This window comes from Labrys sp. WJW (genome assembly GCF_001676615.1).
GTDB lineage: Bacteria > Pseudomonadota > Alphaproteobacteria > Rhizobiales > Labraceae > Labrys > Labrys sedimenti.
The window spans coordinates 12,667-37,047 of record NZ_LYXZ01000062.1; the positions used below are offsets into that span (position 1 = coordinate 12,667).

At 63.1% G+C, this 24,381-nt stretch carries 26 protein-coding genes and 3 tRNA genes; 18 read left to right on the forward strand and 11 right to left on the reverse strand.

What is annotated here, in order from left to right:
* Window positions 1-8: 8 nt before the first annotated feature.
* From BA190_RS30255 to BA190_RS30265, 3 genes are all read right to left on the reverse strand, one after another.
* Complete coding sequence (locus BA190_RS30255; RefSeq protein ID WP_068297003.1) at window positions 9-536, reverse strand: DedA family protein; 528 nt, start codon at window positions 534-536, stop codon at window positions 9-11.
* Between the two features lie 73 nt (window positions 537-609).
* A tRNA-Glu gene (locus BA190_RS30260) sits at window positions 610-684 on the reverse strand.
* A 116-nt stretch (window positions 685-800) separates the two neighbouring features.
* The gene (locus tag BA190_RS30265) at window positions 801-1,241 is read right to left on the reverse strand and encodes a VOC family protein (RefSeq protein ID WP_068297007.1); all 441 of its coding nucleotides are present in this window, start codon (window positions 1,239-1,241) and stop codon (window positions 801-803) included.
* Window positions 1,242-1,275: 34 nt separating this feature from the next.
* On the opposite strand from BA190_RS30265, the gene BA190_RS30270 reads away from it, so the two are divergent.
* From BA190_RS30270 to BA190_RS30300, 7 genes are all read left to right on the forward strand, one after another.
* Window positions 1,276-2,052: a Sir2 family NAD-dependent protein deacetylase gene (locus tag BA190_RS30270; RefSeq protein WP_082980143.1), complete on the forward strand. Its 777-nt coding sequence runs from the start codon at window positions 1,276-1,278 to the stop codon at window positions 2,050-2,052.
* A 171-nt stretch (window positions 2,053-2,223) separates the two neighbouring features.
* On the forward strand, window positions 2,224-2,814 hold the full coding sequence (locus BA190_RS30275) for a cold-shock protein (protein WP_068297011.1): 591 nt from the start codon (window positions 2,224-2,226) through the stop codon (window positions 2,812-2,814).
* A gap of 59 nt (window positions 2,815-2,873) precedes the next feature.
* Window positions 2,874-3,293 (forward strand): DUF192 domain-containing protein, encoded by a 420-nt coding sequence (locus BA190_RS30280; RefSeq protein WP_245315001.1) that lies wholly within the window; start codon window positions 2,874-2,876, stop codon window positions 3,291-3,293.
* 95 nt (window positions 3,294-3,388) lie between these two features.
* Window positions 3,389-3,465: transfer RNA gene (locus BA190_RS30285), tRNA-Pro, on the forward strand.
* Window positions 3,466-3,498: 33 nt separating this feature from the next.
* Window positions 3,499-3,804: an ETC complex I subunit gene (locus tag BA190_RS30290; protein WP_068297015.1), complete on the forward strand. Its 306-nt coding sequence runs from the start codon at window positions 3,499-3,501 to the stop codon at window positions 3,802-3,804.
* A gap of 23 nt (window positions 3,805-3,827) precedes the next feature.
* A tRNA-Arg gene (locus tag BA190_RS30295) sits at window positions 3,828-3,904 on the forward strand.
* Window positions 3,905-4,003: 99 nt separating this feature from the next.
* Window positions 4,004-5,704 carry a glycosyltransferase family 39 protein gene (locus BA190_RS30300; RefSeq protein WP_068297017.1) on the forward strand — a complete coding sequence of 567 codons (1,701 nt, stop codon included), beginning with the start codon at window positions 4,004-4,006 and terminating at the stop codon, window positions 5,702-5,704.
* A gap of 120 nt (window positions 5,705-5,824) precedes the next feature.
* On the opposite strand, the gene BA190_RS30305 is transcribed toward BA190_RS30300, so the two are convergent.
* Both BA190_RS30305 and BA190_RS30310 read right to left on the reverse strand, forming a co-directional pair.
* Window positions 5,825-7,093, reverse strand: coding sequence for a DNA polymerase IV (locus BA190_RS30305; protein ID WP_068297019.1), 1,269 nt, complete (start codon window positions 7,091-7,093; stop codon window positions 5,825-5,827).
* A complete protein-coding gene (locus BA190_RS30310; protein ID WP_156771766.1) occupies window positions 7,093-7,422 on the reverse strand; it encodes a DUF3572 domain-containing protein in 330 nt (109 codons plus the stop codon). Before BA190_RS30310 ends, BA190_RS30305 begins: the two co-directional genes overlap by 1 nt.
* A gap of 182 nt (window positions 7,423-7,604) precedes the next feature.
* Here BA190_RS30310 and BA190_RS30315 point away from each other — a divergent pair, with 182 nt between their 5' ends.
* Window positions 7,605-7,973 carry a response regulator gene (locus BA190_RS30315; protein ID WP_068297025.1) on the forward strand — a complete coding sequence of 123 codons (369 nt, stop codon included), beginning with the start codon at window positions 7,605-7,607 and terminating at the stop codon, window positions 7,971-7,973.
* 50 nt (window positions 7,974-8,023) lie between these two features.
* On the opposite strand, the gene BA190_RS30320 is transcribed toward BA190_RS30315, so the two are convergent.
* A complete protein-coding gene (locus BA190_RS30320; RefSeq protein WP_068297029.1) occupies window positions 8,024-8,959 on the reverse strand; it encodes a LysR family transcriptional regulator in 936 nt (311 codons plus the stop codon).
* Between the two features lie 125 nt (window positions 8,960-9,084).
* On the opposite strand from BA190_RS30320, the gene BA190_RS30325 reads away from it, so the two are divergent.
* From BA190_RS30325 to rpe, 8 genes are all read left to right on the forward strand, one after another.
* Complete coding sequence (locus BA190_RS30325) at window positions 9,085-10,146, forward strand: class 1 fructose-bisphosphatase (RefSeq protein ID WP_068297032.1); 1,062 nt, start codon at window positions 9,085-9,087, stop codon at window positions 10,144-10,146.
* 115 nt (window positions 10,147-10,261) lie between these two features.
* A complete protein-coding gene (locus BA190_RS30330) occupies window positions 10,262-11,137 on the forward strand; it encodes a phosphoribulokinase (protein WP_068297035.1) in 876 nt (291 codons plus the stop codon).
* Between the two features lie 74 nt (window positions 11,138-11,211).
* Window positions 11,212-13,236, forward strand: a complete 2,025-nt coding sequence (gene tkt / locus BA190_RS30335; protein WP_068297038.1) for a transketolase — start codon at window positions 11,212-11,214, stop codon at window positions 13,234-13,236.
* A 50-nt stretch (window positions 13,237-13,286) separates the two neighbouring features.
* Window positions 13,287-14,369, forward strand: coding sequence for a class II fructose-bisphosphate aldolase (fba, locus tag BA190_RS30340; protein WP_068297194.1), 1,083 nt, complete (start codon window positions 13,287-13,289; stop codon window positions 14,367-14,369).
* Window positions 14,370-14,458: 89 nt separating this feature from the next.
* Window positions 14,459-15,919 carry a form I ribulose bisphosphate carboxylase large subunit gene (locus tag BA190_RS30345; RefSeq protein WP_068297041.1) on the forward strand — a complete coding sequence of 487 codons (1,461 nt, stop codon included), beginning with the start codon at window positions 14,459-14,461 and terminating at the stop codon, window positions 15,917-15,919.
* A gap of 13 nt (window positions 15,920-15,932) precedes the next feature.
* A complete protein-coding gene (locus BA190_RS30350) occupies window positions 15,933-16,352 on the forward strand; it encodes a ribulose bisphosphate carboxylase small subunit (RefSeq protein WP_068297043.1) in 420 nt (139 codons plus the stop codon).
* Between the two features lie 107 nt (window positions 16,353-16,459).
* Complete coding sequence (cbbX, locus tag BA190_RS30355; protein WP_068297046.1) at window positions 16,460-17,404, forward strand: CbbX protein; 945 nt, start codon at window positions 16,460-16,462, stop codon at window positions 17,402-17,404.
* Window positions 17,405-17,433: 29 nt separating this feature from the next.
* On the forward strand, window positions 17,434-18,117 hold the full coding sequence (rpe, locus tag BA190_RS30360; protein WP_068297049.1) for a ribulose-phosphate 3-epimerase: 684 nt from the start codon (window positions 17,434-17,436) through the stop codon (window positions 18,115-18,117).
* A gap of 36 nt (window positions 18,118-18,153) precedes the next feature.
* Here the strand turns inward: rpe and BA190_RS30365 are convergent, their stop codons facing one another.
* The 5 genes from BA190_RS30365 to rnr all read right to left on the reverse strand — a co-directional run bounded on the left by BA190_RS30365 (window position 18,154) and on the right by rnr (window position 22,633).
* On the reverse strand, window positions 18,154-18,762 hold the full coding sequence (locus BA190_RS30365) for an MFS transporter (RefSeq protein ID WP_068297053.1): 609 nt from the start codon (window positions 18,760-18,762) through the stop codon (window positions 18,154-18,156).
* A 75-nt stretch (window positions 18,763-18,837) separates the two neighbouring features.
* The gene (gene rpmG / locus BA190_RS30370; protein WP_068297055.1) at window positions 18,838-19,005 is read right to left on the reverse strand and encodes a 50S ribosomal protein L33; all 168 of its coding nucleotides are present in this window, start codon (window positions 19,003-19,005) and stop codon (window positions 18,838-18,840) included.
* Window positions 19,006-19,176: 171 nt separating this feature from the next.
* Entirely contained in the window at window positions 19,177-19,890 is a 714-nt protein-coding gene (locus tag BA190_RS30375) for an NUDIX hydrolase (protein WP_068297060.1), read from the reverse strand.
* Window positions 19,891-19,913: 23 nt separating this feature from the next.
* Window positions 19,914-20,321, reverse strand: coding sequence for a DUF983 domain-containing protein (locus BA190_RS30380; RefSeq protein WP_068297063.1), 408 nt, complete (start codon window positions 20,319-20,321; stop codon window positions 19,914-19,916).
* Window positions 20,318-22,633, reverse strand: a complete 2,316-nt coding sequence (gene rnr / locus BA190_RS30385; protein ID WP_245315002.1) for a ribonuclease R — start codon at window positions 22,631-22,633, stop codon at window positions 20,318-20,320. The genes BA190_RS30380 and rnr overlap by 4 nt, the downstream gene beginning before the upstream one ends.
* 490 nt (window positions 22,634-23,123) lie before the next feature.
* On the opposite strand from rnr, the gene BA190_RS30390 reads away from it, so the two are divergent.
* Both BA190_RS30390 and BA190_RS30395 read left to right on the forward strand, forming a co-directional pair.
* Complete coding sequence (locus BA190_RS30390; protein ID WP_068297069.1) at window positions 23,124-23,981, forward strand: 5'-nucleotidase, lipoprotein e(P4) family; 858 nt, start codon at window positions 23,124-23,126, stop codon at window positions 23,979-23,981.
* Window positions 23,971-24,375: a thiol-disulfide oxidoreductase DCC family protein gene (locus BA190_RS30395; protein ID WP_068297072.1), complete on the forward strand. Its 405-nt coding sequence runs from the start codon at window positions 23,971-23,973 to the stop codon at window positions 24,373-24,375. Before BA190_RS30390 ends, BA190_RS30395 begins: the two co-directional genes overlap by 11 nt.
* Window positions 24,376-24,381: the final 6 nt, after the last annotated feature.

Below are 24,381 nucleotides of genomic sequence, written 5' to 3' on the forward strand. Positions count from 1 at the left end.
GAACCCGATCAGAACAGCGATTGCAGCCAGTTTAGGCCCAGGGCGCCGGGCGCCAGCACGCCGAAGGCCCAGATCACGGCCGAGGCGGCATTCACGAGCTGGAAGGTCAGCGCCGGCATCTCGCAGATGCCGGCCACGAGCGGCACCGAGGCCCTGAGCGGCCCGAGGAAACGGCCGAAGAAGACGCCGAGCGCGCCCCATTTTTCGAAGAAGCGATGGCCGCGGGGCAGCAGGTCCGGATAGCGCGTGAGCGGCCAGTAATGGGCCACGCGATGCTCGAGCTTCAGGCCGATCCAATAGGACAGCCAATCGCCCAGAAAGGCCCCCAGCGCCGCCGCCGCACAGAAGGGCCAGAGCGACATGCCGCTTTCGCCGATCAGGAAGCCGATGCCGAGCAAGATGACGGTTGCCGGCAGCAGCAGCGAGACGAAAGCGAGTGATTCCCCAAAGGCCAGCAGCAGCACGACGAGGGTACCCCAGCCTTCATGCGCGCGAACGAAAGCGATGATGGGCTGGGAGATGTCAGCGATTGTCATGGGAGATGTGCGGGAACCAAAGCATCGAATTCGCGGGATATTTGGCTGATATCGATGCTTGGGTTCGAAAATGTGGCGCGCCCTAGGGGAATCGAACCCCTCTCTCCACCGTGAAAGGGTGGCGTCCTGACCGATAGACGAAGGGCGCGGCGGGGCGGACATATAGAGGGGGGAATCGCAGGCGGCAAGAGGAATATGCCGCCTTTGTGAAATTAGTTGTGCCGGGCGCTTTTGGTGCCGGTTTTGGGGCGAAAATGCCCCGTTTCACCAGACGCCAGTGTTTGCCATCGAAGACCAGGGCTCGGCCGGCGGCAGAGAATCGCCCTTCTGCAGGATCTCGATCGAGATCAGATCCGGGGAGCGCACGAAGGCCATGTGGCCGTCGCGCGGCGGGCGATTGATGGTGACGCCGGCCTGCTGAAGCTTGGCACAGAAGGCATAGATATCGTCGACCTCGTAGGCGAGGTGGCCGAAATTGCGGGCGCTGCCGTAATCTTCCGTATCCCAGTTGTAGGTCAGCTCGAGGGCAGGGGCCTTGCCGGCCTTGAAGGCGTCGAGATCCTCGGGCGCGACCAGGAAGACCAGGGTGAAACGGCCCTTCTCGTTTTCATAGCGACGGCCCTCGACCAGGCCGAAGATGTCGACATAGAATTTGAGCGAGGCATCGAGGTCGCGAACGCGAACCATGGTGTGCAAATATTTCATTGGATCCTCATCGCAATTGGAGAGGTAAGGCCTAATGCCGATTGCCGCCGCCGACAAGGACGCCGTGCATCGTGAAAAGCTTCTTCGCTTTGCACAGATGCTGGCGCAAGCCGAACGCATCGTCGCCTTCACCGGTGCCGGGCTGTCGACGGAGGCCGGTATTCCCGACTTTCGCTCGCCCGGCGGTCGCTGGAGCCGGATGAAGCCGATTCTCTTCGAAGCGTTCCTGGCCGATGACGCGGCCCGGCGCGAGAGTTGGCGCCGGCGCTTCGACATGGATGACGAGATCCGCCTGGCCCGGCCCACGCGGGGCCATCGGGCGATCGCCTCCTGGGTGCAGGCAGGCAAATGCCCGGCGGTGATCACGCAGAATATCGACAACCTGCACCAGGATTCGGGCATCCCCGACGATGCCGTGGTGGAAGTGCATGGCAACACCACCTATGCGACGTGCCTCGACTGTGCCAGACGGTATGAGATCGCGGCCCTGCGGGACCCGTTCCTGGCGAGCGGGGAGGCACCGCGCTGCGATGATTGCGGCGGTTTCATCAAGACGGCGACGATATCCTTCGGGCAGCCCATGCCGGAGGCGGCGATGCGACGGGCTACCGAACTCGCCAGGACCTGCGATCTTTTCGTGGTCGTCGGCTCGTCCCTGGTCGTCTATCCGGCTGCCGATCTGCCGCGTCTTGCCCATCGCCAAGGCGCGCGCGTGGTGATCGTCAACCGGGAGGAGACTCCGAGCGACCCCTATGCCGAGTTGTTGCTGAGGGGAGAAATTGGCGATCTGCTCGGGGAGTTTATCCTGTAAATCCGACCGGTTTATCGAGAGTTCGTCGATTTTAGGGACGTTTTGCGATTGTATGAAGATGAGGCACAAAAATGTTAATTCGGGCTTTCCGTTGAGCCAGGGGGTGTTATCGTAGCAGCCTCAAGAATCGTGCGGCGGCCCAGTCCGTGGGCAATGTGTTGGATGGCGTAGATGGGTACGAACGATTTTGAAGCGAGGTTCGAGCCAGTTCGCGACTCCGGGGGGCATCCGGACGAGAGGCCGGCAGGCTTGCTGGAGGTCGCCGGCACCATCAAGTGGTTCGACATTGCCAAGGGGTACGGGTTCATCGTTCCGGACAATGGCAGCCAGGATATCCTGCTTCATGTCAGTGTCTTGCGCCGGGACGGATACCAGGCCGCCTTCGAGGGCTCGCGCGTCGTCGTCGAGGCCACGCAGCGTGCCAAGGGCCTGCAGGTGTTCCGCATCCTGTCCATGGATGAATCGACGGCCGTCCATCCCGCCCAGCTGCCGCCTGCGCGTACCCATGTACAGGTGACGCCGACGGGCGGTTTCGAGCCGACCACGGTGAAATGGTTCAACCGCCTGCGCGGTTTCGGTTTCGTCTCGCGGGGGGACGGCACGCCGGATATTTTCGTCCATATGGAGACCCTGCGGCGGTTCGGCATCATGGATCTCAAGCCCGGGCAGATCCTGATGGTGCGCTTCGGCACCGGACCCAAGGGGTTGATGGCCGCAGAGCTCAAGCTTGCCGACGGCCCGGCTGGCCCCCAGTCTCATTGACGAGAATGCGCAAGAGTCCTCTTCTTTCAATAGTTTATGCTGCTGTCCTGGCTCTGTTTGTGAGCATTGCCGGTCTTTCGGCTTCACCGGCCGAGGACGGCGTGTTCGAACCCTTGTCGATCGCCACCGCAGGTGGTCAGCGCGACTTCCAGGTCGAAGTCATGCGGACCGAAGACGAGCAGCGGCGCGGCATGATGTTCCGACGCAGCCTGGAGCCGGACAAGGGCATGCTCTTTCCATTCACGGCGGAGCGCGTCGCATCGTTCTGGATGGAGAATACCTATGTCTCGCTCGACATGATCTTCATTCGTGGCGATGGCACGATCCAGCGTATCGAGAAGCGTGCCGAGCCCTTGTCGACGCGTACAATCATGTCAGGTGCGCCCGTGCTTGCCGTTTTGGAGGTGGTGGCTGGAACGGCGGACAAGCTGGGCATCAAGCCCGGCGACAAGGTGAGCTATCCGATCTTCAAGCCTTGACGATCCGATCCGGTCGTACAACTTTTTGAAATCGGGGCACCCAGACCCTTGCGGTTCTCGGCGAGGCCCCTTAGTAAGCTCACATTCGTTCTGAACGGGGTATGGCGCAGCCTGGTAGCGCGATAGTTTTGGGTACTATAGGTCGCAGGTTCGAATCCTGCTGCCCCGACCAGCGACGGATGAGACAAAAGGCGGACGGCGAACGATGACAGCGAGAATCTACAAGCCGGCACGTACGGCCATGCAGTCCGGTTCGGCGAAGACGAAGGACTGGCTCCTGGAGTTCGAGCCGGAAGAGCCGCGCTCGGTCGAGCCGCTGATGGGCTGGACGTCCTCGGGCGACATGAAGCAGCAGGTCAAGCTGCGTTTCGCCGCCAAGGAAGAGGCCATCGCCTACGCCACCCGCAACGGCATCGCCTACCAGATCTTCGAGCCTCAAGAGGCGACGACGAAGATCCTGTCCTATTCGGACAACTTCAAGGTTTCGCGCATCGGTCAGTGGACCCATTGAACGCCTGCGCCCGGCTTTGGACTGGCCCCATAGCTCAGCTGGATAGAGCGAGCGCCTTCTAAGCGCTAGGTCGCAGGTTCGAGCCCTGCTGGGGTCGCCATCCCGCTGGACAACCCGGCCACGGCCCTGGGCAATATCGCGGTGGCGTGCGGCGGTCTCCACTTCTCATCGAAGACCGGCGAGACCGGTGGAGGTTAGCATGGCCGCCTTATCCGAAGCACCTGCTGGCGTTCGTGGGCCGGCCCGTATGCTCGATCGACTGGCAGGTTCCAACCTGCTCGCGCTTGCGACACTCCTGCTGGTAGCCATCCTGGCGCTCGCACCCGGCTTCACCGGCTTGCCGCCGATGGACCGGGACGAGCCGCGTTTCGCGCAGGCCTCCAAGCAGATGCTGGAGAGCGGCGATTTCGTCAGTATCCGCTTCCAGGACGAGGCCCGGCTCAAGAAGCCGGTCGGCATCTACTGGCTGCAGACGGCTGCCGTTAGCCTCGGCGAGAGCCTTGGCGTTCCCGAAGCGCGTACCACGATCTGGCTCTATCGCATCCCCTCGCTGATCGCGGCGATCGGTGCGGTGCTGCTGACTTGGTGGACCGCCATTCCGCTGGTGGGCCGCCGCGCGGCCCTGCTGGCGGGACTGATGATGGCCGGTTGCCTGTTGCTTGGCGTCGAAGCGCGCCTGGCGAAGACGGATGCGACCCAGCTTTTGACGGTGATGGCGATGGTGGGCGTGCTTGCCCGCTTTTTCATGGCCTCCCGTCGTGGCGAAGCCTCGCCGACGGGCCTGGGCCTGCCGGCGGTGTTCTGGCTCGGCATGGCCGCCTCCATTCTGATCAAGGGGCCAATCGGCGCCCTTCTGGTCGCCCTGACCATTGCCGGTGCGGTGGCTGCCACGCGTGACTGGCGCTGGCTCGGGCAACTGCGCTGGCTTTGGGGCATCCTGTTCACCCTCGTGCTGGTATCGCCCTGGTTCATTGCCATCATGATCCAGACCAAGGGCGCCTTCCTGCAGGAATCGGTCGGCAAGGACATGCTGAACAAGGTGGCGGGCGCCCAGGAATCCCATGGCGGCTGGCCCGGCACCTATCTCGCGGTCTTCTGGGGTACGTTCTGGCCCTTCGCGCCGCTGGCCGCTCTGGCCGCGCCATGGGTCTGGCGGCAGCGCCGAACCGCCTCGGCGGTCTTTCTGCTCGCCTGGCTGGTGCCTTTCTGGCTCGTCTTCGAATTTTTCCCGACCAAGCTGCCGCATTACGTCCTGCCGGTCTATCCGGCGATCGCCATCCTGATCGCCGCGGCGGTTTGCGACGACGGGCTCTCGCGGAGCCTGTGGGCCCGCATCGTGGCTGGCCTCATTCCCTTGTTGGCCCTGGTGCTCGCGGTCGTCGCGATCGGCGCGGTGGGGTTCTACCAGCGGGAGATCGCATGGCTGACGCTGCCCTTCGCCATCGTGGCCGTGGCAACGGCATGGCTGGCCTGGCGGCGACTGGGCGAGGACAGGGGCGTCGAGGCCGTTCTGGCCTGTCTCGCGAGCAGCCTGCTGCTTTATTGGGGCATTTATGCCGGTGCCATTCCCAAGCTGCAGGCCATGGCCATCAGTCCGCGCCTGGCCGCGGCGGCGCAGACGGCTCAATGCCCTGATATCACAGCCGCGAGCGTCGGCTTCCGGGAACCGAGCCTGGTCTTCCTGGCCGGGACGGACCTCGATATGCCCAGCCCCGAAGGCGCAGCGGATTTCCTGGGGCAGGGTGCCTGCCGCGCTGCTTTCGTCGACAAGCGCTTCGAGCCGGCTTTTCTGGCCCGCCTCGCTGCGAGCGGAATCAAGGCCGACCTGGTTTCTAGGGTTGCGGGGATCAACATCAACGGCGGCAAGAAGCTGGATATCGGCGTGTATCGCAGTCCGTAGCGTTGCCTGAGGCGTTGGCTATAGCGTTTTGCGATTTGGCGGAATCGCCAAGCATCGCAAAGACGCGTCAAACCAAAGAGCGAGAGCAAACAAGCGTTTCTGTCTAAACGCGCTTTGCTCTTAGGCTTCTCCCTTGTCGGGCTTGAAGGCGATGCCCTTTTGCATGGCCATCCTGCCGAATTTCGCCCTGACAGCGTCGATGGCGTCTTCCGTTGCGACCAGGCGTTTGGCGTGAGGATCGGCGAGATCGCCGTGATCGGCGTCGGCCATGTCGGTGAGACCGGTGACCCCGATGCCGATCAGCCGATATTGGGTGCCGTCCGTCTCCTTCGAGAGCAGCTTCTTGCCGGTTTCGAAGATGCGCGCCGCAAGGCGTGTCGGTTCGTGCAGGCTCTGGGCGCGGGTGCGGATACGAAAGTCGGCCGATTTCAGCTTCAACGTCACGGTCGAGCCGGCAATGGCGGATTTTTTCAGGCGCGAAGAGACCTTTTCCGATAGGCGCCAGAGAATCGGCAGCAGGCTTTCGCCGCTGGCCAGGTCATGTTCGAACGTCGTTTCGGCCGAGACGGATTTGCGGTCGCCCTCCGGATCGACCTTGCGGGTATCGCGGCCGAAGGCGAGACGGGCGAGCCGCTGTCCTTCGACACCGTAGCGGCGCATTAGGGGTAGCTCTCCGGCCTTCTGCAGATCGGCGATGGTGCGAAGCCCGTCCTTTTCGTAGCGCGCCGCGCCGGCCTTGCCGACGCCCCAGATGAAGGAGATCGGGCGTGGGGCGAGAAAGTCCGGTGCCTCCTCCGGCGAGAGCACGGCAAAGCCGCGCGGTTTCTCCAGATCGGAGGCCGTCTTGGCCAGGAATTTGTTGGCGGAGAGCCCGATGGAGACGGTGATCCTCAGTTCCTTCTCGATCTGGTTGGCAAAGCGAAGCAGTGTGCGCGCCGGACTGGCATGGTGCAGGCGGTCGGTGCCGCTGAGATCGAGAAAGGCCTCGTCGATCGAAAGTGGTTCGACCAGGGGCGTCAGGGCCAGCATCATGTCGCGAACCTGGTGGCCGACCTCGACATATTTCTCCATATTGGGCCTGACGACCGCCGCATCCGGACAGAGCTTGAGAGCCTGGAACATCGGCATGGCGGATCTGACACCGAAGGTGCGGGCGATGTAGCAGGCAGTGGAAACCACGCCACGCTTGGCGCCACCGACGATCACCGGCCTGTCGGCCAGGGAAGGATCGTCGCGCTTCTCGATGGTGGCGTAGAAGGCGTCGCAGTCGACATGGGCGATGGCGAGGCGCTCGAGTTGCGGATGCCGGATGATGCGGGGCGAGCGGCAGGTTGGGCAGCGATCCGCCTCGCCAGCCTCGCCAAGACAGTCCCGGCAGAGCGCGCTCATCAGTCCCAACGAAGGCCGAGCTGGAACGCCGCCCGTTGCAAGTCCTCGGGGGACAGGCCGTTTTCCGTGGCAAATCCGGCGGCGCTCTCCTCATCCGAGAGAACATGCTGCAGCACCGAAGCCAGAAAACCGGGCTTGGCGGCCGCGCTTCGAATCTCGTCGGGCGACAGGCCGGTCGCCATGAAGAAACCATTGAGTCGATCTTCATGGGAGGCAATGAAGCCGAGAGCCGCCGTCGCAATTTCTTCGGCGCGTTGCTTTTGTGCTGCCTGCCCGGCGTTTTGCCTGAACATTCGATTTCCCGTTTGGTAAGGACTGACTGCTAACAACGTGCCTGTAAGCGGGCGTGGTTGAAAACAGATTCGCAGCCCCGATATCCGCGGTTCATTCTAGAGCAAAGTGCGTTTTGCTGAAAACGCTTCCTTGTTCTAACTCTTTGTATTGACGCGTCTTTGCGATTCTTGGCGATTCTGCCGGATCGCAAGACGCTTTGGCGCAGACGAGGGTCTCCATGGCCAAGAAAGTCCTGATCGTGGAAGATAACGAGCTCAACATGAAGCTCTTCCATGATCTGTTGGAAGCCAACGGCTACGACATCGTGGAAACCCGCAGCGGCATCAATGTGATGAACCTGGCGCGGGAGCATCGTCCTGACCTGATCCTGATGGATATCCAGCTGCCGGAGGTTTCCGGCCTGGAGGTGACGCGCTGGCTCAAGGACGACGACGAGCTGAAGTCGATCCCGGTGGTCGCCATCACCGCTTTCGCCATGAAGGGCGACGAAGAACGCATCCGCCAGGGGGGATGCGAGGCCTATCTGTCGAAGCCGATCTCGGTGGCGAAGTTCCTGGAAACCGTGCGAGGCTTCCTGGGAGAATAGGGTGCTTGAGCTTCGCTAAGATGCCTGCGATCGCGGATGCTCTTTTGCCGTCAGTCGTGGCTGAGAAGCGGGCGCGGCAAATATTGTGACGCTTCCCTCGCGATGAAATCCAGGGCTTCCTGGGCCGGGGGAAGCAGTACCTTGTCGACCCGGCGCACCACGAACCATTGCCGCGTCACGGGCAGGCCGGCCACGTCCAATATCACTAGGCGACCATCCTCCAGTTCCGTCGCCACCGTGTGGGCGGAGAGGAAGGCGATGCCGAGATCGGCGATCACGCTCTGCTTGATCGTCTCGTTCGAGTCGAACTCCATGCCGATATGGGGGGCAAGCTCCGTCTGCTCGAACAGGCGTTCCATCAGCATGCGCGTGCCCGAGCCGGGCTCGCGCGTGAGGAAGGTCTCATGCGACAAATCGACCGCGGCCAGGCCTCGTTCCTTTGACAGCCAGTGGTTGCGCGATGCGATGATGACATGCGGGTTCTGGCCGATCAGGTGCTTCTCGACCTCGATATCGGGAGGAGGGCGGCCGGTGATGGCCACGTCGAGCTTGTAGTTGCGCAGGGCCTGCATGATTTCAGCGCGATTGCCGATCGACAATGTCACCTCGATCCGGGGATGCGCGCGCGAAAAGGCCGCGATGATGAAAGGCACGAAGTACTTGGCCGTGCTGACAGCCCCGATCGAGACGCGCCCGGCGGTCTTTCCGGAAATGATGCCCAGCGTGGCTTCGCAATCGGCAATGGCCGCCTCGATGCGGCTGTGCAATTGCAGCATCTCGATGCCGGCGTCGGTGAGGATCATCCCATCGCCCGTCCGCTGCAGCAAGGGCAGGTCGGCTAGGTCCTGCAGATTGCGAAGCTGCAATGTCACCGCCGGTTGGGTGAGATGCAGGTTCTTGGCGGCCGAAGTCACCGAGCCGCTTGCCGCGATGGCCGCGAGGGCGCGGAGCTGCCGGCGGGTGATGTCGCGCAGGCGAACAGGCATATAAGGAAAACTTTCGCAAAGGCGAAGAAAACAAAATTTCGTTTATTTTCTATTTTCGGTCAAGCTCCTCGAAAGATCGCGAAATGACGATGCCTCTCACGAGGCGTCATCCGGGGGAAATGCCGATGACCGACAAGCCGACTCTGGACTCCTATCTCTCCCGCCACGCCGGCAGCGACATGCTCAGGGTTGCGGTTGCCGAAGTCGTCGCCAGCCTGGCCGCAACGGCCATTCGCGTGTCGGAAGCCGTGTCGCTCGGCGCCCTTGCCGAGATCGTCGAGGAAACCCGTGGCCACAATGCCGGGGGAGACGAACAAAAGGACATGGATGTCTGGGCTGACCGCCAGTTCCGGGAAGCGCTGAAGGCTTGCGCCATTGCGGCCTTTGCCTCGGAGGAGGTCGACGAGCTGGAGATCTGGGATGCGAGCCAGCCGCTATGTGTCGCCATCGATCCGGTCGATGGCTCCGGCAACCTCGACCTCAACATGCCCGTGGGAACGATCTTTTCCGTCATGCCGACACCGGATGAATTCGTGCTGGCCTCGGCGGCCGACCGCACCCTGGTCTGGCCGGCCGGCACCAGCCAGCTTGCCGCAGGCTTCGTCATCTATGGCCCGCAGACGACCTTGGTGCTTTCGCTCGGCGAGGAGGTGGACATCTTCACCCTCGACCGCCGCAGCGGCCACTTTCGACTGACCCAGGCCAATGTCCGCCTGCCGGACCAGGACCAGCCGGAATATTCGATCAACGCCTCCAACTATCGGCATTGGGAGGAGCCGGTGCGGGCCTTCATCGACGAATGCCAGGCGGGTGCCGATGGTCCGTCGGGGCGCGACCACAACATGCGCTGGCATGGGGCGCTGGTGGCCGACACCCTCAGGGCCCTCACCCGAGGCGGTATCTATCTCTATCCGGCCGACGCCAGGACCGGCTACGGGCAGGGGCGCCTGCGGCTGATCTACGAAGCCTATCCCATGGCCTTCTTGATGGAGCGCGCGGGAGGGGCGGGGTCGAACGGCCGCATCCGTATTCTCGATATCCGTGCGACCTCGTTGCATCAGCGCGTACCGTTGATCCTCGGGGCCTCCAACAAGGTCGCCCGTTTGGAAACGTTGCACAACAGGCCGGGTTTGTGGCCGCCGACCTCGGCGCCCTTGTTCGCCAATCGCGGTCTCTTCCGCGTTTAGAGCAAAGTGCGATCCCTTCAGATCTCTTTTTCTCTAACTCTTTGTTCTGACGCATTTCCTTAATCGAAAAGCCTGTCAGCTCTTCTGGAAAATGCTTTCGCCGTCGGGGAATACCATGTCGATCAAGCATCCGATCATTTCCATTACCGGCTCGTCCGGCGCCGGCACCACCTCGGTCAAGCGGACCTTCGAGCAGATCTTCCGCCGGGAGAACATCGAGGCGGCCTATGTCGAGGGCGATTCCTTTCATCGCTATGACAGGGCCGAGATGCGGGCCCACATGGCGGATGAGGCGGCCAAGGGCAACAAGCATTTCAGTCATTTCAGCCCGGAAACCAATCTGTTCGCCGAGCTGGAGGCGCTGTTCCGAGACTATGGCAACCAAGGAACCGGCACCACGCGTCACTATGTCCATGATGACGAGGAGGAGATTCTCTACGGAGCCCCGCCTGGGACCTTCACGCCCTGGAAGCCGCTGCCTCCAGGCACCGACCTGCTCTTTTATGAAGGGCTGCATGGAGCGGTGGTGACCGACGAGGTCGACGTTGCCAAATATGCCGATCTCAAGATCGGCGTCGTACCGGTGATCAATCTCGAATGGATCCAGAAGCTGCACCGCGATCGCAGCACGCGGGGCTATTCGACCGAAGCGGTGACCGACACCATTCTGCGGCGCATGCCGGACTATGTGAACTATATCTGCCCGCAGTTCACCCATACCGACATCAATTTCCAGCGCGTGCCGACGGTGGATACCTCAAACCCGTTCATCGCGCGCTGGATCCCGACGCCGGATGAATCGATGGTGGTGATCCGCTTTCAGGTGCCGAGGGGGATCGATTTTCCCTATCTGCTGTCGATGATCCCCAACAGTTTCATGTCGCGGGCCAACTCCATCGTCATCCATGGCTCCAAGCTGGATCTGGCCATGCAGCTCATCCTGACCCCGTTGATCCTGCAACTGGTCGATCGCAAGAAACGAGCCGCCTAGAAGCGCGCCCGCAAGACACAGAGCCTTTCCGTGAACCACACCACCGTCTGCCCTTGGCAGCGGAATGGGAGGACATGCCCGTGAATATCTCGACGCCATCAGCCACTTTCGAGACCTCGGTGCCGCATCGCGACATGGCGAATGCCCTGCGTTTCCTGGCCATCGATGCCGTGGAAAAGGCCAAGTCCGGGCATCCCGGCATGCCCATGGGCATGGCCGACGTCGCCACCGTGCTGTTCTCTCGTTTCCTGAAGTTCGATCCGTCGGACCCCGCCTGGCCGGACAGGGACCGATTCGTGCTCTCGGCCGGGCACGGCTCGATGCTGCTCTATGGCCTCCTGCATCTCACCGGCTATCCCGAGCTCACGCTGGAAGAGCTGAAATCCTTCCGGCAATGGGGCTCCAGGACGCCGGGGCATCCCGAATATGGTCACACGCAAGGCGTGGAAACCACGACAGGCCCGCTCGGGCAGGGGCTGGCGACGGCCGTCGGCATGGCCCTGGCCGAGCGCCTCGCCAATGCCCGCTTCGGGGACGATCTCGTCGACCACCATACCTACGTCATCGCCGGCGATGGCTGCCTGATGGAGGGGATCAGCCACGAGGCAATCTCGCTGGCCGGCCATCTCAGGCTCGGCAAGCTGATCGTGCTGTTCGACGACAACGAGATCTCGATCGACGGGGCCACCTCGCTCTCCTGCTCGGACGACCAACTCGCCCGCTTCGCGGCATCCGGCTGGTCGACGCGACGGGTCGATGGCCATGACCGCGAGGCCGTGGCCAAGGCGATCGCCGAGGAACGGGCGACGGAGCGGCCCTCGCTCATCGCCTGCCGGACCATCATCGGCTTCGGCGCGCCCAATCGGCAGGGTACGGAGAAGGTGCACGGTGCGCCGCTGGGCGCCGAAGAGAGCCTGGCCGCGCGCGAGGCTCTGGACTGGCCATATGAACCTTTCGAGATTCCGTCCGAAATCCGCGAGGCATGGCTGGCGGTGGGCGCCCGCGGCAAGGCCGAGCACGAGGCCTGGCAGCAGAGACTGCACGATGCCGGCGAAACGGAAAGACGGCAGTTCGAGGAAGCCCTCAAAGGCGGGATGGGGGCGGAGCTCAAGCGTGCCTTGGCCGGCATCCGGCAGCGCTTTGCCAGCGAATGCCCAACGATCGCCACGCGGCAGGCGTCCCAGCAGGTCATCAATGCGATCGTTGCCGCTCAGTCCAATCTCCTGGGGGGCTCGGCCGACCTCACCCATTCCAACCTCACCCAAGCAAAGGGGTTGCAGCCGGTGCAGGCCGACGATTTCACGGGAGGCTATATCCATTACGGCGTGCGCGAATTCGGCATGGCCGCAGCCATGAACGGCATCGCCCTGCATGGCGGCTTCATCCCCTTCGGCGGCACCTTTCTGGCCTTTGCCGATTATTCACGGCCGGCGATCCGGCTGGCAGCCCTGATGGGGGTGCGCGTGATCCACGTGATGACGCATGATTCCATCGGTCTTGGCGAGGACGGACCGACCCACCAGCCGGTGGAGCATCTGGCGGCGCTGCGTGCCATTCCCAATCTGCTGGTGTTCCGGCCGGCTGATGCCGTCGAGACTGCCGAGGCCTGGGAGTGCGCGCTCACGGCAGACAGGCAACCGTCGGTCCTCTGCCTGTCACGCCAGGCCCTGCCGACGCTGCGGTCCGACTGCGGCGTGAATGGGGTCGCGCTCGGCGCCTATGTCCTGGTCGAGCCACCGGGGGTGCGGGACGTTACCCTGATCGCCACGGGGTCGGAGGTTTCGATCGCCGTGGAGGCGGCCGAACTCCTGGCGAAGGAGGGGATTCGCGCCGCCGTGGTTTCGGCACCCTGCTTCGAGCTCTTCCGGCGGCAGGGGCCAGTCTATCGCCAGGCCGTGCTGGGAACGGCTCCACGCATCGGCGTGGAGGCGGCGATCGAAGCCGATTGGTCCCGCCTGCTCGGGGAGGATGGGGTCTTCATCGGCATGACGGGCTTCGGCGCCTCGGCCCCGGCCGGCGATCTCTATCGCGAGTTCGGCATCACACCCGGCACCATCGTGGAGACCGCCCGCCGGCTCGCGTCGGGAAAACGGGAATAGGGTTTGTAAGTCTGTAAATTTCAAAAGCTGCAATGGAAACGGAGGCTGTCATGGCCCGCATCACTCTCAGGCAATTGCTGGATGACGCCGCCGAGCATGACTATGGCGTGCCGGCCTTCAACATCAACAATATGGAGCAGGCACTCGGCATCATGGAGGCCGCGGCGGCCGTCGATGCTCCCGTGATCCTGCAAGCCTCGCGGGGCGCCCGCTCCTATGCCAACGACATCATGCTGGCGAAGATGGTCGAAGCCCTGGAGGAGATGTATCCGCAGATCCCGCTCTGCCTGCATCTCGACCATGGCAATGAGGAGGCGACCTGCGCGACGGCCCTGCGCTATGGCTTCACCTCCGTGATGATGGACGGCTCGCTCGAGGCCGACGCCAAGACGCCGGCGAGCTACGACTACAATGTCGCGATCACCCGGCGTGTCGTCGATCTTGCCCATTGGGTCGGCGCCTCCGTCGAGGGCGAACTCGGCGTGCTCGGTTCGCTCGAACAGGGGGGCGGCGAACAGGAGGACGGCCACGGCGTCGTCGGCGAGGTCGGCCACGACCAGTTGCTTACCGATCCCGACCAGGCGGTGGATTTCGTGCGGGCCACCAAGGTCGATGCCCTGGCCATCGCCATGGGCACGTCGCATGGCGCCTACAAGTTCAGCCGCAAGCCTGATGGCGACATCCTTGCCATGCATGTGATCGAGGAGATCCATCGCCGCATGCCCGGCGTGCATCTGGTCATGCACGGTTCTTCCTCGGTGCCGCAGGAACTGCAGGACATGTTCAACGCCTTTGGCGGGGAGATGCCGCAGACCTGGGGCGTGCCGGTGGACGAGATCGTCCGGGGCATTCGGCATGGCGTGCGCAAGGTCAATATCGATACCGATTGCCGCCTCGCCATGACTGCCGCCTTCCGCAAGGTCGCCAGCGAGAACCGCAGCGAGTTCGATCCGCGCAAGTTCCTCAAACCCGCCATGGACGGATTGAAAGCCCTTTGCCGCGAACGTTTCGAAGCGTTCGGCACGGCGGGACACGCCTCGCGGATCAAGGTCGTTCCGCTGCCCGAAATGGCCCGCCGCTATCGAGCCGGCAGCCTGGAACCGAAACTCGCTGGCCTGGCGGCCGCAGCCTGAAGCGCTTTGCGATGCAGGGGATTCATTGAGCTGGCAAAGACGCGTCGAAACAAAAGGCTGGCGCAATCCATCCAGTCAAGGAGGACGAGATGAACGTGAATACACAAACCGTCCGCGGCAAGGATCGCTACCGGTCCGGCACGATGGAATACAAGAAGATGGGCTATTGGGAGCCCGACTACGAACCCAGGGATACCGATGTCATCGCGCTGTTCCGCGTGACCCCCCAGGACGGCGTCGATCCGATCGAGGCCTCGGCGGCCGTGGCCGGCGAATCCTCCACCGCCACCTGGACGGTGGTGTGGACGGACAGGCTGACGGCGGCCGAAAAGTACCGGGCCAAGTGCTACCGGGTCGACCCGGTGCCGAACGCGCCCGGCCAATATTTCGCCTATATTGCCTATGACCTCGACTTGTTCGAGCCAGGCTCGATCGCCAACCTCTCGGCCTCGATCATCGGCAATGTCTTCGGCTTCAAGCCCCTGAAGGCGCTGCGCCTTGAGGACATGCGCTTTCCGGTGGCCTATGTGAAGACCTTCCAGGGGCCGGCGACCGGTATCGTGGTCGAGCGCGAGCGACTCGACAAGTTCGGGCGTCCTCTGCTGGGGGCCACCGTCAAGCCCAAGCTCGGCCTGTCGGGCCGCAACTATGGCCGCGTCGTCTATGAGGCGCTGAAGGGCGGACTCGATTTCACCAAGGACGACGAGAACATCAACTCGCAGCCCTTCATGCATTGGCGCGAGCGCTTCCTCTACTGCATGGAGGCGGTGAACAAGGCACAGGCCGCGTCCGGCGAGATCAAGGGGACCTATCTCAACGTCACGGCCGGGACGATGGAGCAGATGTATGAGCGGGCCGACTTCGCCCGGGAGATTGGCTCCAACATCGTCATGATCGATCTGGTGATCGGCTACACCGCGATCCAGTCGATGGCGGCCTGGGCACGCCGCAATGACATGATCCTGCATCTGCACCGGGCCGGCCACAGCACCTATACGCGCCAGAAGAGCCATGGCGTGTCGTTCCGCGTCATCGCCAAATGGATGCGGCTGGCCGGTGTCGACCACATCCATGCCGGCACCGTGGTCGGCAAGCTGGAAGGCGACCCCAACACCACGCGCGGCTATTACGACATCTGCCGCGAGGACTTCAATCCGACCAACCTCGAACATGGCGTCTTCTTCGACCAGCATTGGGCCAGCCTCAACAAGCTGATGCCGGTGGCCTCCGGCGGCATCCATGCCGGCCAGATGCATCAGCTTCTGCATCTGCTCGGCGAGGACGTGGTGCTGCAATTCGGCGGCGGCACCATCGGCCATCCGCAGGGCATCCAGGCTGGTGCCACCGCCAACCGCGTGGCGCTGGAAGCGATGATCCTCGCCCGCAACGAGGGGCGCGACTACCTGCATGAGGGCCCGGAAATCCTGGCCAAGGCGGCCAATAGCTGCACCCCGCTCAAGCAGGCGCTCGAAGTGTGGAAGGACGTCACCTTTAACTACGAATCCACGGACACGCCGGACTTCGTGCCCAGCGTCGCCGTCACGGCCTGAAAGGAGAGGGACAATGCGTATCACACAAGGATGCTTTTCCTTTCTGCCCGATCTCACCGACGAGCAGATCGGCCGCCAGGTGCAGTACTGCCTGGAGAAGGGCTGGGCCGTGAATATCGAGTTCACCGACGATCCTCATCCCCGCAACACCTATTGGGAGATGTGGGGCCTGCCGATGTTCGACCTGCGCGATGCCGCGGGCGTGATGATGGAACTCGCCGAATGCCGGCGCGTCTATGGTGATCGCTATATCCGCATCTCGGGCTTTGATTCCGCGCATGGTTGGGAGTCGGTGCGTCTTTCCTTCATCGTCAACAGGCCGCAGGTGGAACCCGGGTTCCGCCTCGACCGGCAGGAAAACGCCGGACGCAACATCCGCTACAGCACCCACAGCTATGCCGCAGACCGGCCGGAAGGCCAGCGTTACGGCTGAGACGTCCCAGTCCGGTTGGTGACGGCAGTGCCTCCCGTCCCTGGCGACCAACTGGACAACTTGCTCCGCCGCCGGCCGGGCGGCGGAGCCTTTCGCGAGGGATAACCATGCTCGATGCAAACACCGTGAAAGAGACCGGTGAGGCCGGAACGCCGGTGGCGCAGTCCATCGATCTCAGGCAGGAGTTCGAGGCGGTCGGCATCGCCGACGTCTTCGCCCAACTCGACCGCGAGCTGGTCGGTCTCAAGCCGGTGAAGACGCGCATCCGCGAGATCGCCTCGCTCCTCATGATCGAGCGCATCCGGCAGAGGATAGGCCTGGCGAACGATCCGCCGACCCTGCACATGTCCTTCACCGGCAATCCGGGCACCGGCAAGACCACGGTGGCCCTGCGCATGGCCGACATCCTGCACCGCCTCGGTTTTGTGCGGCGCGGGCATCTGGTTTCGGTGACCAGGGACGATCTGGTCGGCCAGTATATCGGCCACACCGCGCCGAAGACCAAGGAGATCCTCAAGAAGGCGATGGGCGGCGTGCTGTTCATCGATGAGGCCTATTATCTCTATCGTCCCGAGAACGAGCGCGACTACGGCCAGGAATCCATCGAGATCCTGCTGCAGGTGATGGAGACACAGCGCGACGACTTGGTGGTGATCCTGGCCGGCTACGAAGATCGCATGCAGAAGTTCTTCGCCAGCAATCCCGGCTTCCGCTCGCGGGTCGCCCATCACATCGATTTTCCCGATTATGAAGACGCCGAACTGCTGTCGATTGCCGAGCTGATGCTGCAGGAGCGCAACTACCGCTTCGATGCGCAGGCACGGGCGGCGTTCGTCCGCTACATCGAGCTGCGCAAGACCCAACCTCTGTTTTCCAATGCGCGCTCCATCCGCAACGCCCTCGACCGCATCCGCCTGCGCCAGGCGAGCCGGCTCGTCGACGACCTCGACCGCAGGCTGACCGCGGACGACATCATGACCATCGAAGCGGCCGATGTGCTGGCGAGCCGTGTGTTTGCCAAGGGCGCGCAGCCCGATGGCGTCAGCGCCTGACCAGGAGCGCAACGGAAAGGAAGACCATCATGGCAGAACCGATCGTGATCGCGCCCTCCATCCTGTCGGCCGATTTCGCGCGGCTGGGCGAGGAGATCAAGGCTATCGACGACAGCGGGGCGGACTGGATCCATTGCGACGTAATGGACGGGCATTTCGTGCCCAACATCACCTTCGGGCCCGATGTCATCAAGGCCATCAGGCCCTACACCAGGAAGCCCTTCGACGTGCATCTGATGATCACGCCGGCCGATCCCTATCTGGAAGCCTTCGCCAAGGCCGGCGCCGACATCATCACCGTACATGCCGAATCCGGCCCCCATCTGGATCGCTCACTGCAGGCGATCCGTTCTTTCGGCTGCAAGGCGGGAGCGACGCTTTGCCCGGCCACGCCGGAAAGCGTGCTGGATTATGTGCTCGACCGTCTGGATCTCATCCTGGTGATGACGGTCAATCCGGGTTTTGGCGGGCAGGCCTTCATCACCTCACAGCTCGACAAGATCCGGCGCATCCGGGCGATGATCGGGACACGGCCGATCCGTCTCGAGGTCGATGGCGGCGTCAATCCCGAGACCGCAGCCCTGGTCGCCGCGGCCGGCGCCGATACCCTTGTGGCGGGATCGGCCGTGTTCCGGGGCGGGGCTGCAGATTATGCCGGCAACATCGCCGCCATTCGCGAGGCAGCGGAAGACCATGTCCGCAAGGCGGCATAGCGGCAGGATGCGGCCTGGATCGTCCCCGGGTGCGGCTCAGTCGAAAATGGTCTCGATTTCCGGCCTCCTGGGCGCAGTGACGAAGGCTGCCTGCAGGATGAGCACGATCGCGCCGGCCGCTGCGGAAGCGAAGGCAATGTCGCGCCAGCTGTAAAATGCGGTGACGTAGCCTGCCACGCCGGGGCCAAGTGCCGTGCCCAGGAAATAGAGGGCAAGCAGCACACTTATGACGTCGCCCCGCCATTGCCGGCGGGCATTGTCGGCTGCAAATGCAAGACTGACGGAAAGGAGGCTGCCACTCGCTGCTCCCTGAAGCAGGCGTCCGATGGCCCAGACGGAAAAATCGGGGGCAAGTCCTCCCAGGGCTTCGCCGGCGACGAAGACGGCAGTTGCCGCCAGCAGCAGGGGCTTGTCGCCAACCAGCGCCCGCAGGCGCCCGCCTAGGGCGAGAAACAGGATCAGGAACAGGAAAACGCCGGAGGTGACGGCGCCTATGAGTGCGTAGGAGAGCGCGAATTCCTGAAAGATGGCCGAGAGGCTGATCGAGGCGGCTCCGGAACCGAAGCCGATGACCAGGAGGGTGCAGGCGAGGATGAAGAACTGCAAGCCACGGGAGGGCCCCCGGGTTTCGCCGGACATCGACATCTGTAGCCTCCCACGAGCCTTGCAAAAACAAAGGGCGCCCCGAAGGCGCCCTTGATTCCGATCTGGAAACCGATCTTACTTGATCTTGGTTTCCTTGAACTCGACGTGCTTGCGCGCGACGGGGTCATACTTCTTCATCGCGAGCTTTTCGGTCTTCGTACGGGTGTTCTTCTTGGTGACGTAGAAGTAGCCCGTGTCTGCCGTCGAAAGCAGCTTGATCTTGATGGTTGCGGCCTTGGCCATGGTGATGCTCCGAATATTGCTACCGGACCGTATCGGCTAAGGCAGCAAAGCCGCGCAATGGCGCGGCCCTTTTGAATCTTGGCGCACACTACTCATGGAAGCGCCGAAGTCAACTAAAAGAAGAGCGCGCCAGCGGGAATTGTGCGGTCATGCTGGCCGCTCGCTGCTCTTCTAGATCTCTTCCCGGCTCCGCACGCCTCGCTGCTCGCGATAGAAGGGTACGGGAACGTCCTTCTCCAGGCCGATTTCTAGCCTCTTGGCGACTTCCTCGAGAATGGTGCGGGTGATCCAGACCAGATCTTCCGCGCGGGCTTCGTCGAAGGAGAGCCATTTCGTTTCGATCAGCTCCGAGTCGGGACCGACGACGCCTTCGGTCTGGTGCGCGATGGAGTTCGCATCGGCCACGAAGAAGCGCGTGTCGAATCGGCGTTTCATGCCCGGCGGGGTGATGGCTCGGGCGACGAAATGCAGGCTCTCGGGCGAGGGGAACACCTCGTGTTCGGCGAAGGCCTGCCAATGGGCGCTGCTGGTGGGCGGAGCTCCGAGGCCGGTCTCGCCGAGCAGAATGCCGGTTTCCTCGAAAGTCTCCCGGATCGCACACAGGGCCAGCGCCCTGGCCTTGGCCGGGGAGGGGCTGACAACCCGGGTGAGCAGGCCGCGTTCGGTATGGGCGGCCAGCGTGCCATAGGCACTCATGCTGCGATCGGCCGGCTCGACGCGCCCGCCGGGAAATACCATCACACCCGGCATGAAGGCATGGCCTGAATGTCGCCTTCCCATCAGGACGCGCGGTTTCCTGCCGGTGCGGTCGAGCAGGATCAGCGAAGCGGCGTCGCGGGGGTGGACGGGACGAGGTTTCGACGGCGAGGACGGGATTTCGGGCATGGGCTCGGCAGGAAGGAAATGGCTCAGTACGGAGAAAGCGTATCGGGATCCGGCTTGCCGGAGAAACCATGCATGCGGTTTGCCCATTGCAGCCCGATGATGGCACCCTTGATCATCGGCAGCAGGACCAGCGACAGCACGATGGTCAGCGTACCGAAGACCACGCCGAGCGACCAGAGCGGCATCTCCGTTTCGATCACGCAGGTGAGGATGCCTGCAACCACGATATGGCCGACGATCAGCATGGTGAAATAGGGCGGAGCGTCGTCGGCGCGATGATGCGACAGGTCCTCTCCGCAGACACTGCAGCGGGGAGCGACCTTGAGGTAGGAGGTGAAGATCTTGCCCTTGCCGCAATGGGGGCAGCGCCCGAAGGCGCCCCGCCGCATGGCGAGCGCCGCGTCGCGCTGCTCGGGCCGATATTCGTTCATCGCCGACTTCCCTTCCCGGCGCGCTTGCCTTTGAGCGCCTTGGCTTTGCGTTTGGCCGCATTGCCCTTGCGATCGGTGATCCGCGGCCGCTTGACCACACCGACCTTTCGGCCGGGCGCTCGGCGCCGCTGACCGTCCGAGACGATCTCGAAGCGCAGTGCACCGGCGAAGGGCGCTGCCTCCACCAGCTTCACCGACACCGTGTCGCCAAGCTGGAAGGATTCACCCGTGGCTGCACCGATAAGCTGATGCGCGTTCTCTTCGAAGCGATAATAATCGTGACCGATCGTCGCGGCGGGTACGAAGCCGTCGGCGCCGGTTTCGGCGAGCTTGACGAACAGGCCCGACTTGATCACCCCGGAGACACGTCCCTGGAAGATCTCGCCGACATGGTCGGCAAGGAAATGGGCGATCAGGCGGTCGATGGTCTCGCGTTCCGCCGTCATGGCTCGCCGCTCGCAGGCCGAAATCCGACCGGCGATTTCGGAGAGCGTGGCGGGTGTCATCTCTGTTGGCAGGCCGTCATCGCCCAGATGCAGCGCCCGGATCAGGGCGCGATGCACGATCAGGTCGGAATAGCGGCGGATGGGCGAGGTGAAATGCGCATAGCGCCGCAGATTGAGGCCGAAATGCCCGATATTGTCGGCCGAATACTCAGCCTGGCTTTGCGAGCGTAGCACCACGTCGTTGACGAGATGGGCGTTATCTGTGCCTGCGACCCTTTCCAGGATGACGTTGAACTGGTTCGGCCTAAGCGAGCCCTGCTTGGAGAGCGGAATGTCGAGCGTGTGGAGGAACTCGCGCAAAGCGATGATCTTCTCCATCGAAGGCTCGTCATGCACGCGATAGACCAGCGGTGTCTTCTTGGCCTCCAGCGTCTCGGCCGCCGCGACATTGGCGAGGATCATGAATTCCTCGATCAGCCGATGAGCGTCGAGGCGCTCGGGAACGACGACACGGTCGACCATGCCGTTGGGCTTCAAGAGGATCTTGCGCTCCGGCAGATCGAGGTCGAGCGGCCCGCGGCCGTTGCGCTCCGTCTTCAGGCAGGCATAGGCGGCCCACAGGGGCTGGAGGACAGGAGCGAGCAGCGGGCCCGTCACCTCGTCAGTGTCACCATTGATGGCGCGCTGGGCCTGCTGATAGGAGAGCTTGGCGGCCGAGCGCATCATCACGCGATGGAAGGTGTGGCGGAGCTTGCGCCCGTCGGCCGCGATGATCATGCGCACGGCCAGCGCCGGCCGATCCTCGTTGGCGCGCAGCGAGCATAGGTCGTTGGAGATGCGCTCCGGCAACATCGGCACGACGCGGTCGGGGAAATACACCGAATTGCCCCGGATCAGGGCCTCGCGGTCGAGGGGCGAATCCGGCCTGACATAGGCAGCGACATCGGCGATCGCCACGGTGAGGATGTGCCCGCCCGGGTTGGCCGGATCGGGATCCGGCTCGGCATGAACGGCGTCGTCATGATCCTTGGCGTCCGCCGGATCGATGGTGATAAGTGGCAGGCGCCGCCAGTCCTCGCGGCCGGACAAAGTCGCCGGCTTGGCGGCCTCTGCCTCTTCCAGTGTGTCCTTGCGGAAGACATAGGGAATGTCATGGGCATGGATGGCGATCAGGCTGATCGCCTTCTCGCTGCCGACCTTGCCGACCCGCTCGACGATGCGCGCCATGGGCGGGCCGTGGCGAGGGCCACGCAGGGGCTCGATGGCGACGAGTTCGCCATCTTCCGCCTTTGCGGCATCGTCGGGACGAACGAGCATCTCGCGGCCCGCATTGCGTTTTTCGATCGGCACGATCTGGCCTTCGCCATTGGGAAGGCGACGGAAGACACCGAGAATGCGCTGGCGCAACCGTTCCAGCACCTTGATCACCCGCCCGGTCGGCTGATGATCCGAGCCGCCGTCGGCCATGCGCAGGAGAACCCGCGACCCCACACCGGGAGCGGCCCCGCCGAAGCGCTTGGGAATGGTCACCACGATGCGCGGCGGCTTGCCGTTGTCCTCGTTCCATTCAGCGGGAGTGGCGACGAGTTCCCCGTCGCGGTCACGGCCGGTGATGTCGGCGACGAGGGAGGAGGGCAGGGCGCCGGGGGCATTGAAGCCCTTGCGGCTGCGCTGCACCGCTCCTTCGTCGGCAAATTCGTTGAGCAGATGTTTGAGGGCGATCTTTTCGGCCCCGCCCAGGCCGAATTCACGGGCGATCTCCCGTTTGCCGGCGCGGCCATGCGAGCGGGCGATGAAAGCGAGAATGTCCTCGCGGCTGGGCAGGGCGGGTTCCAATGCCTCGGCTTGTTTGTTTTTACGAACCACAGAAATTATTCCGAATTGGCGTTGGCGGCCCGGCATGCCCAAGGAAAGCGGGCAGTGGATCCAGTGTCATCATAGACCAACGCATGGGGTATTTGTCGAAGCCAATCGTGGACATTGCGCATTTCCGCAACGTCCTGCGCGATTGGCAGCTATGTCTGTCGAAGGAAGAGGTTGTCGAAGCGCTCTGCGCGGCGATCCCAACGGATCCCACTGCGCGGCAGAGCCGTGTTTGGCAAAACGCGGAACGGCAGGAAACTCAACGTGCCGGGACAGACTGTCCAAAACCCTCGAGCGTTCCACCGGCACGGGCGGAGGGAGGGATGGTTCGATCGAACCGGACAGATGGGCATATAGGTTCATGTTCGTGATCTGTCAATGAGAATGCTGCGTTGCAGCATTTTTGCCGCCATCCCCGGGAACATGTCGCGTTGACCCGTCGGGGAGCGATGATATCGTTCCTGTTTTTGCGAGTCCAAACTGGGAGTACGGTATGCGTGGTGCATTGATCGGACTTTGCCTCTCATCGACGCTCGTTGCGGTTTCGAGCGTACTTTCTTCGGCTCAAGCGCAGGACAGCACCAAGCCCGACGACAATCTCAATGCAGTGCTCTGGGACCAGACCGCTGTCGAAGCCAAGGCCAATGCAACAGCCATGTTCTCCCTGGCGAGGATCAGGCTCGACCAGGCCCTGGCCGACCCTGCCTGGACGGCCGCGCCCGCGGAACAGACAGGTGATTTCAAGGATCATCCGCCGGCGATCGTCCTCGATGTCGACGATACTTTGCTCAACACCTCCAATTACCAGGCCTGGAACGTCAAGGCGGCAACGAGGTTCACGCCGGAGACCTGGACGAAATATGTCAAGGCGCAGGTCGATACCGCCATTCCCGGAGCGGTTGAATTCACCCAATATGCTGCCTCGAAGGGCGTGAAGGTCTTCTATGTCACCAACCGCACCAAGGAGGAGGAGGAACCGACGGTGCAGTTGATGACGAAGCTTGGTTTCCCGGATGGCGGCAATGTCGATACCTTCCTCAGCGCCAAGGAACAGCCGGATTGGAAATCGGCCAAGGGCACAAGGCGGGCAGTGATTGCCAAGGATTATCGCATCCTGCTGCTGGTCGGCGACAATCTCGGGGACTTCACGGATGCCTATAAGGGCACGCCGGAAGAGCGCGACAAGGTCTTTGCAGACAATGCGTCCCATTGGGGGCATGACTGGATCGTGATCGCCAATCCGACCTATGGCTCGTTCGAATCCGCGCCCTACAAGAGCAATTACGAGCTTTCTGCCGACGAGCAACGCAAGCTCAAGATCGAGGCGCTGAAGAGCTGGGATGGCCAGTGAGATTGCAAAAGCCGGCGGCGTTCGTCCCCTGACGGTCTGGTACAACACCAAATGTCCGGTCTGCGATGCCGGCATCCGGCATCAACGCAACCGGCTCCTGGAAGCGGTCAAGGCCGGACGCATCGAGTTCCTGGACATCAATCTCGAACCGGATGCCCTCGCGCATTTCGGCGCCAGCCTCGACGACATCAGGCGACGCCTGCATGCGACGGACGAGGATGGCCGTTTGCTGGTCGGCGCCGACGTCGCCCTGGCCGTCTGGCGGCGCACACCGGGACAGGCTTGGATTGCCGGCCTGCTCGGCGCGCCGGGGATCCGCACGCTGACCCGCTTTGCCTATGATCGCTTCGCAGACCTTCTATTCGCCTGGAACAAGCGCCATGGGCGGTGGTAGCGGACC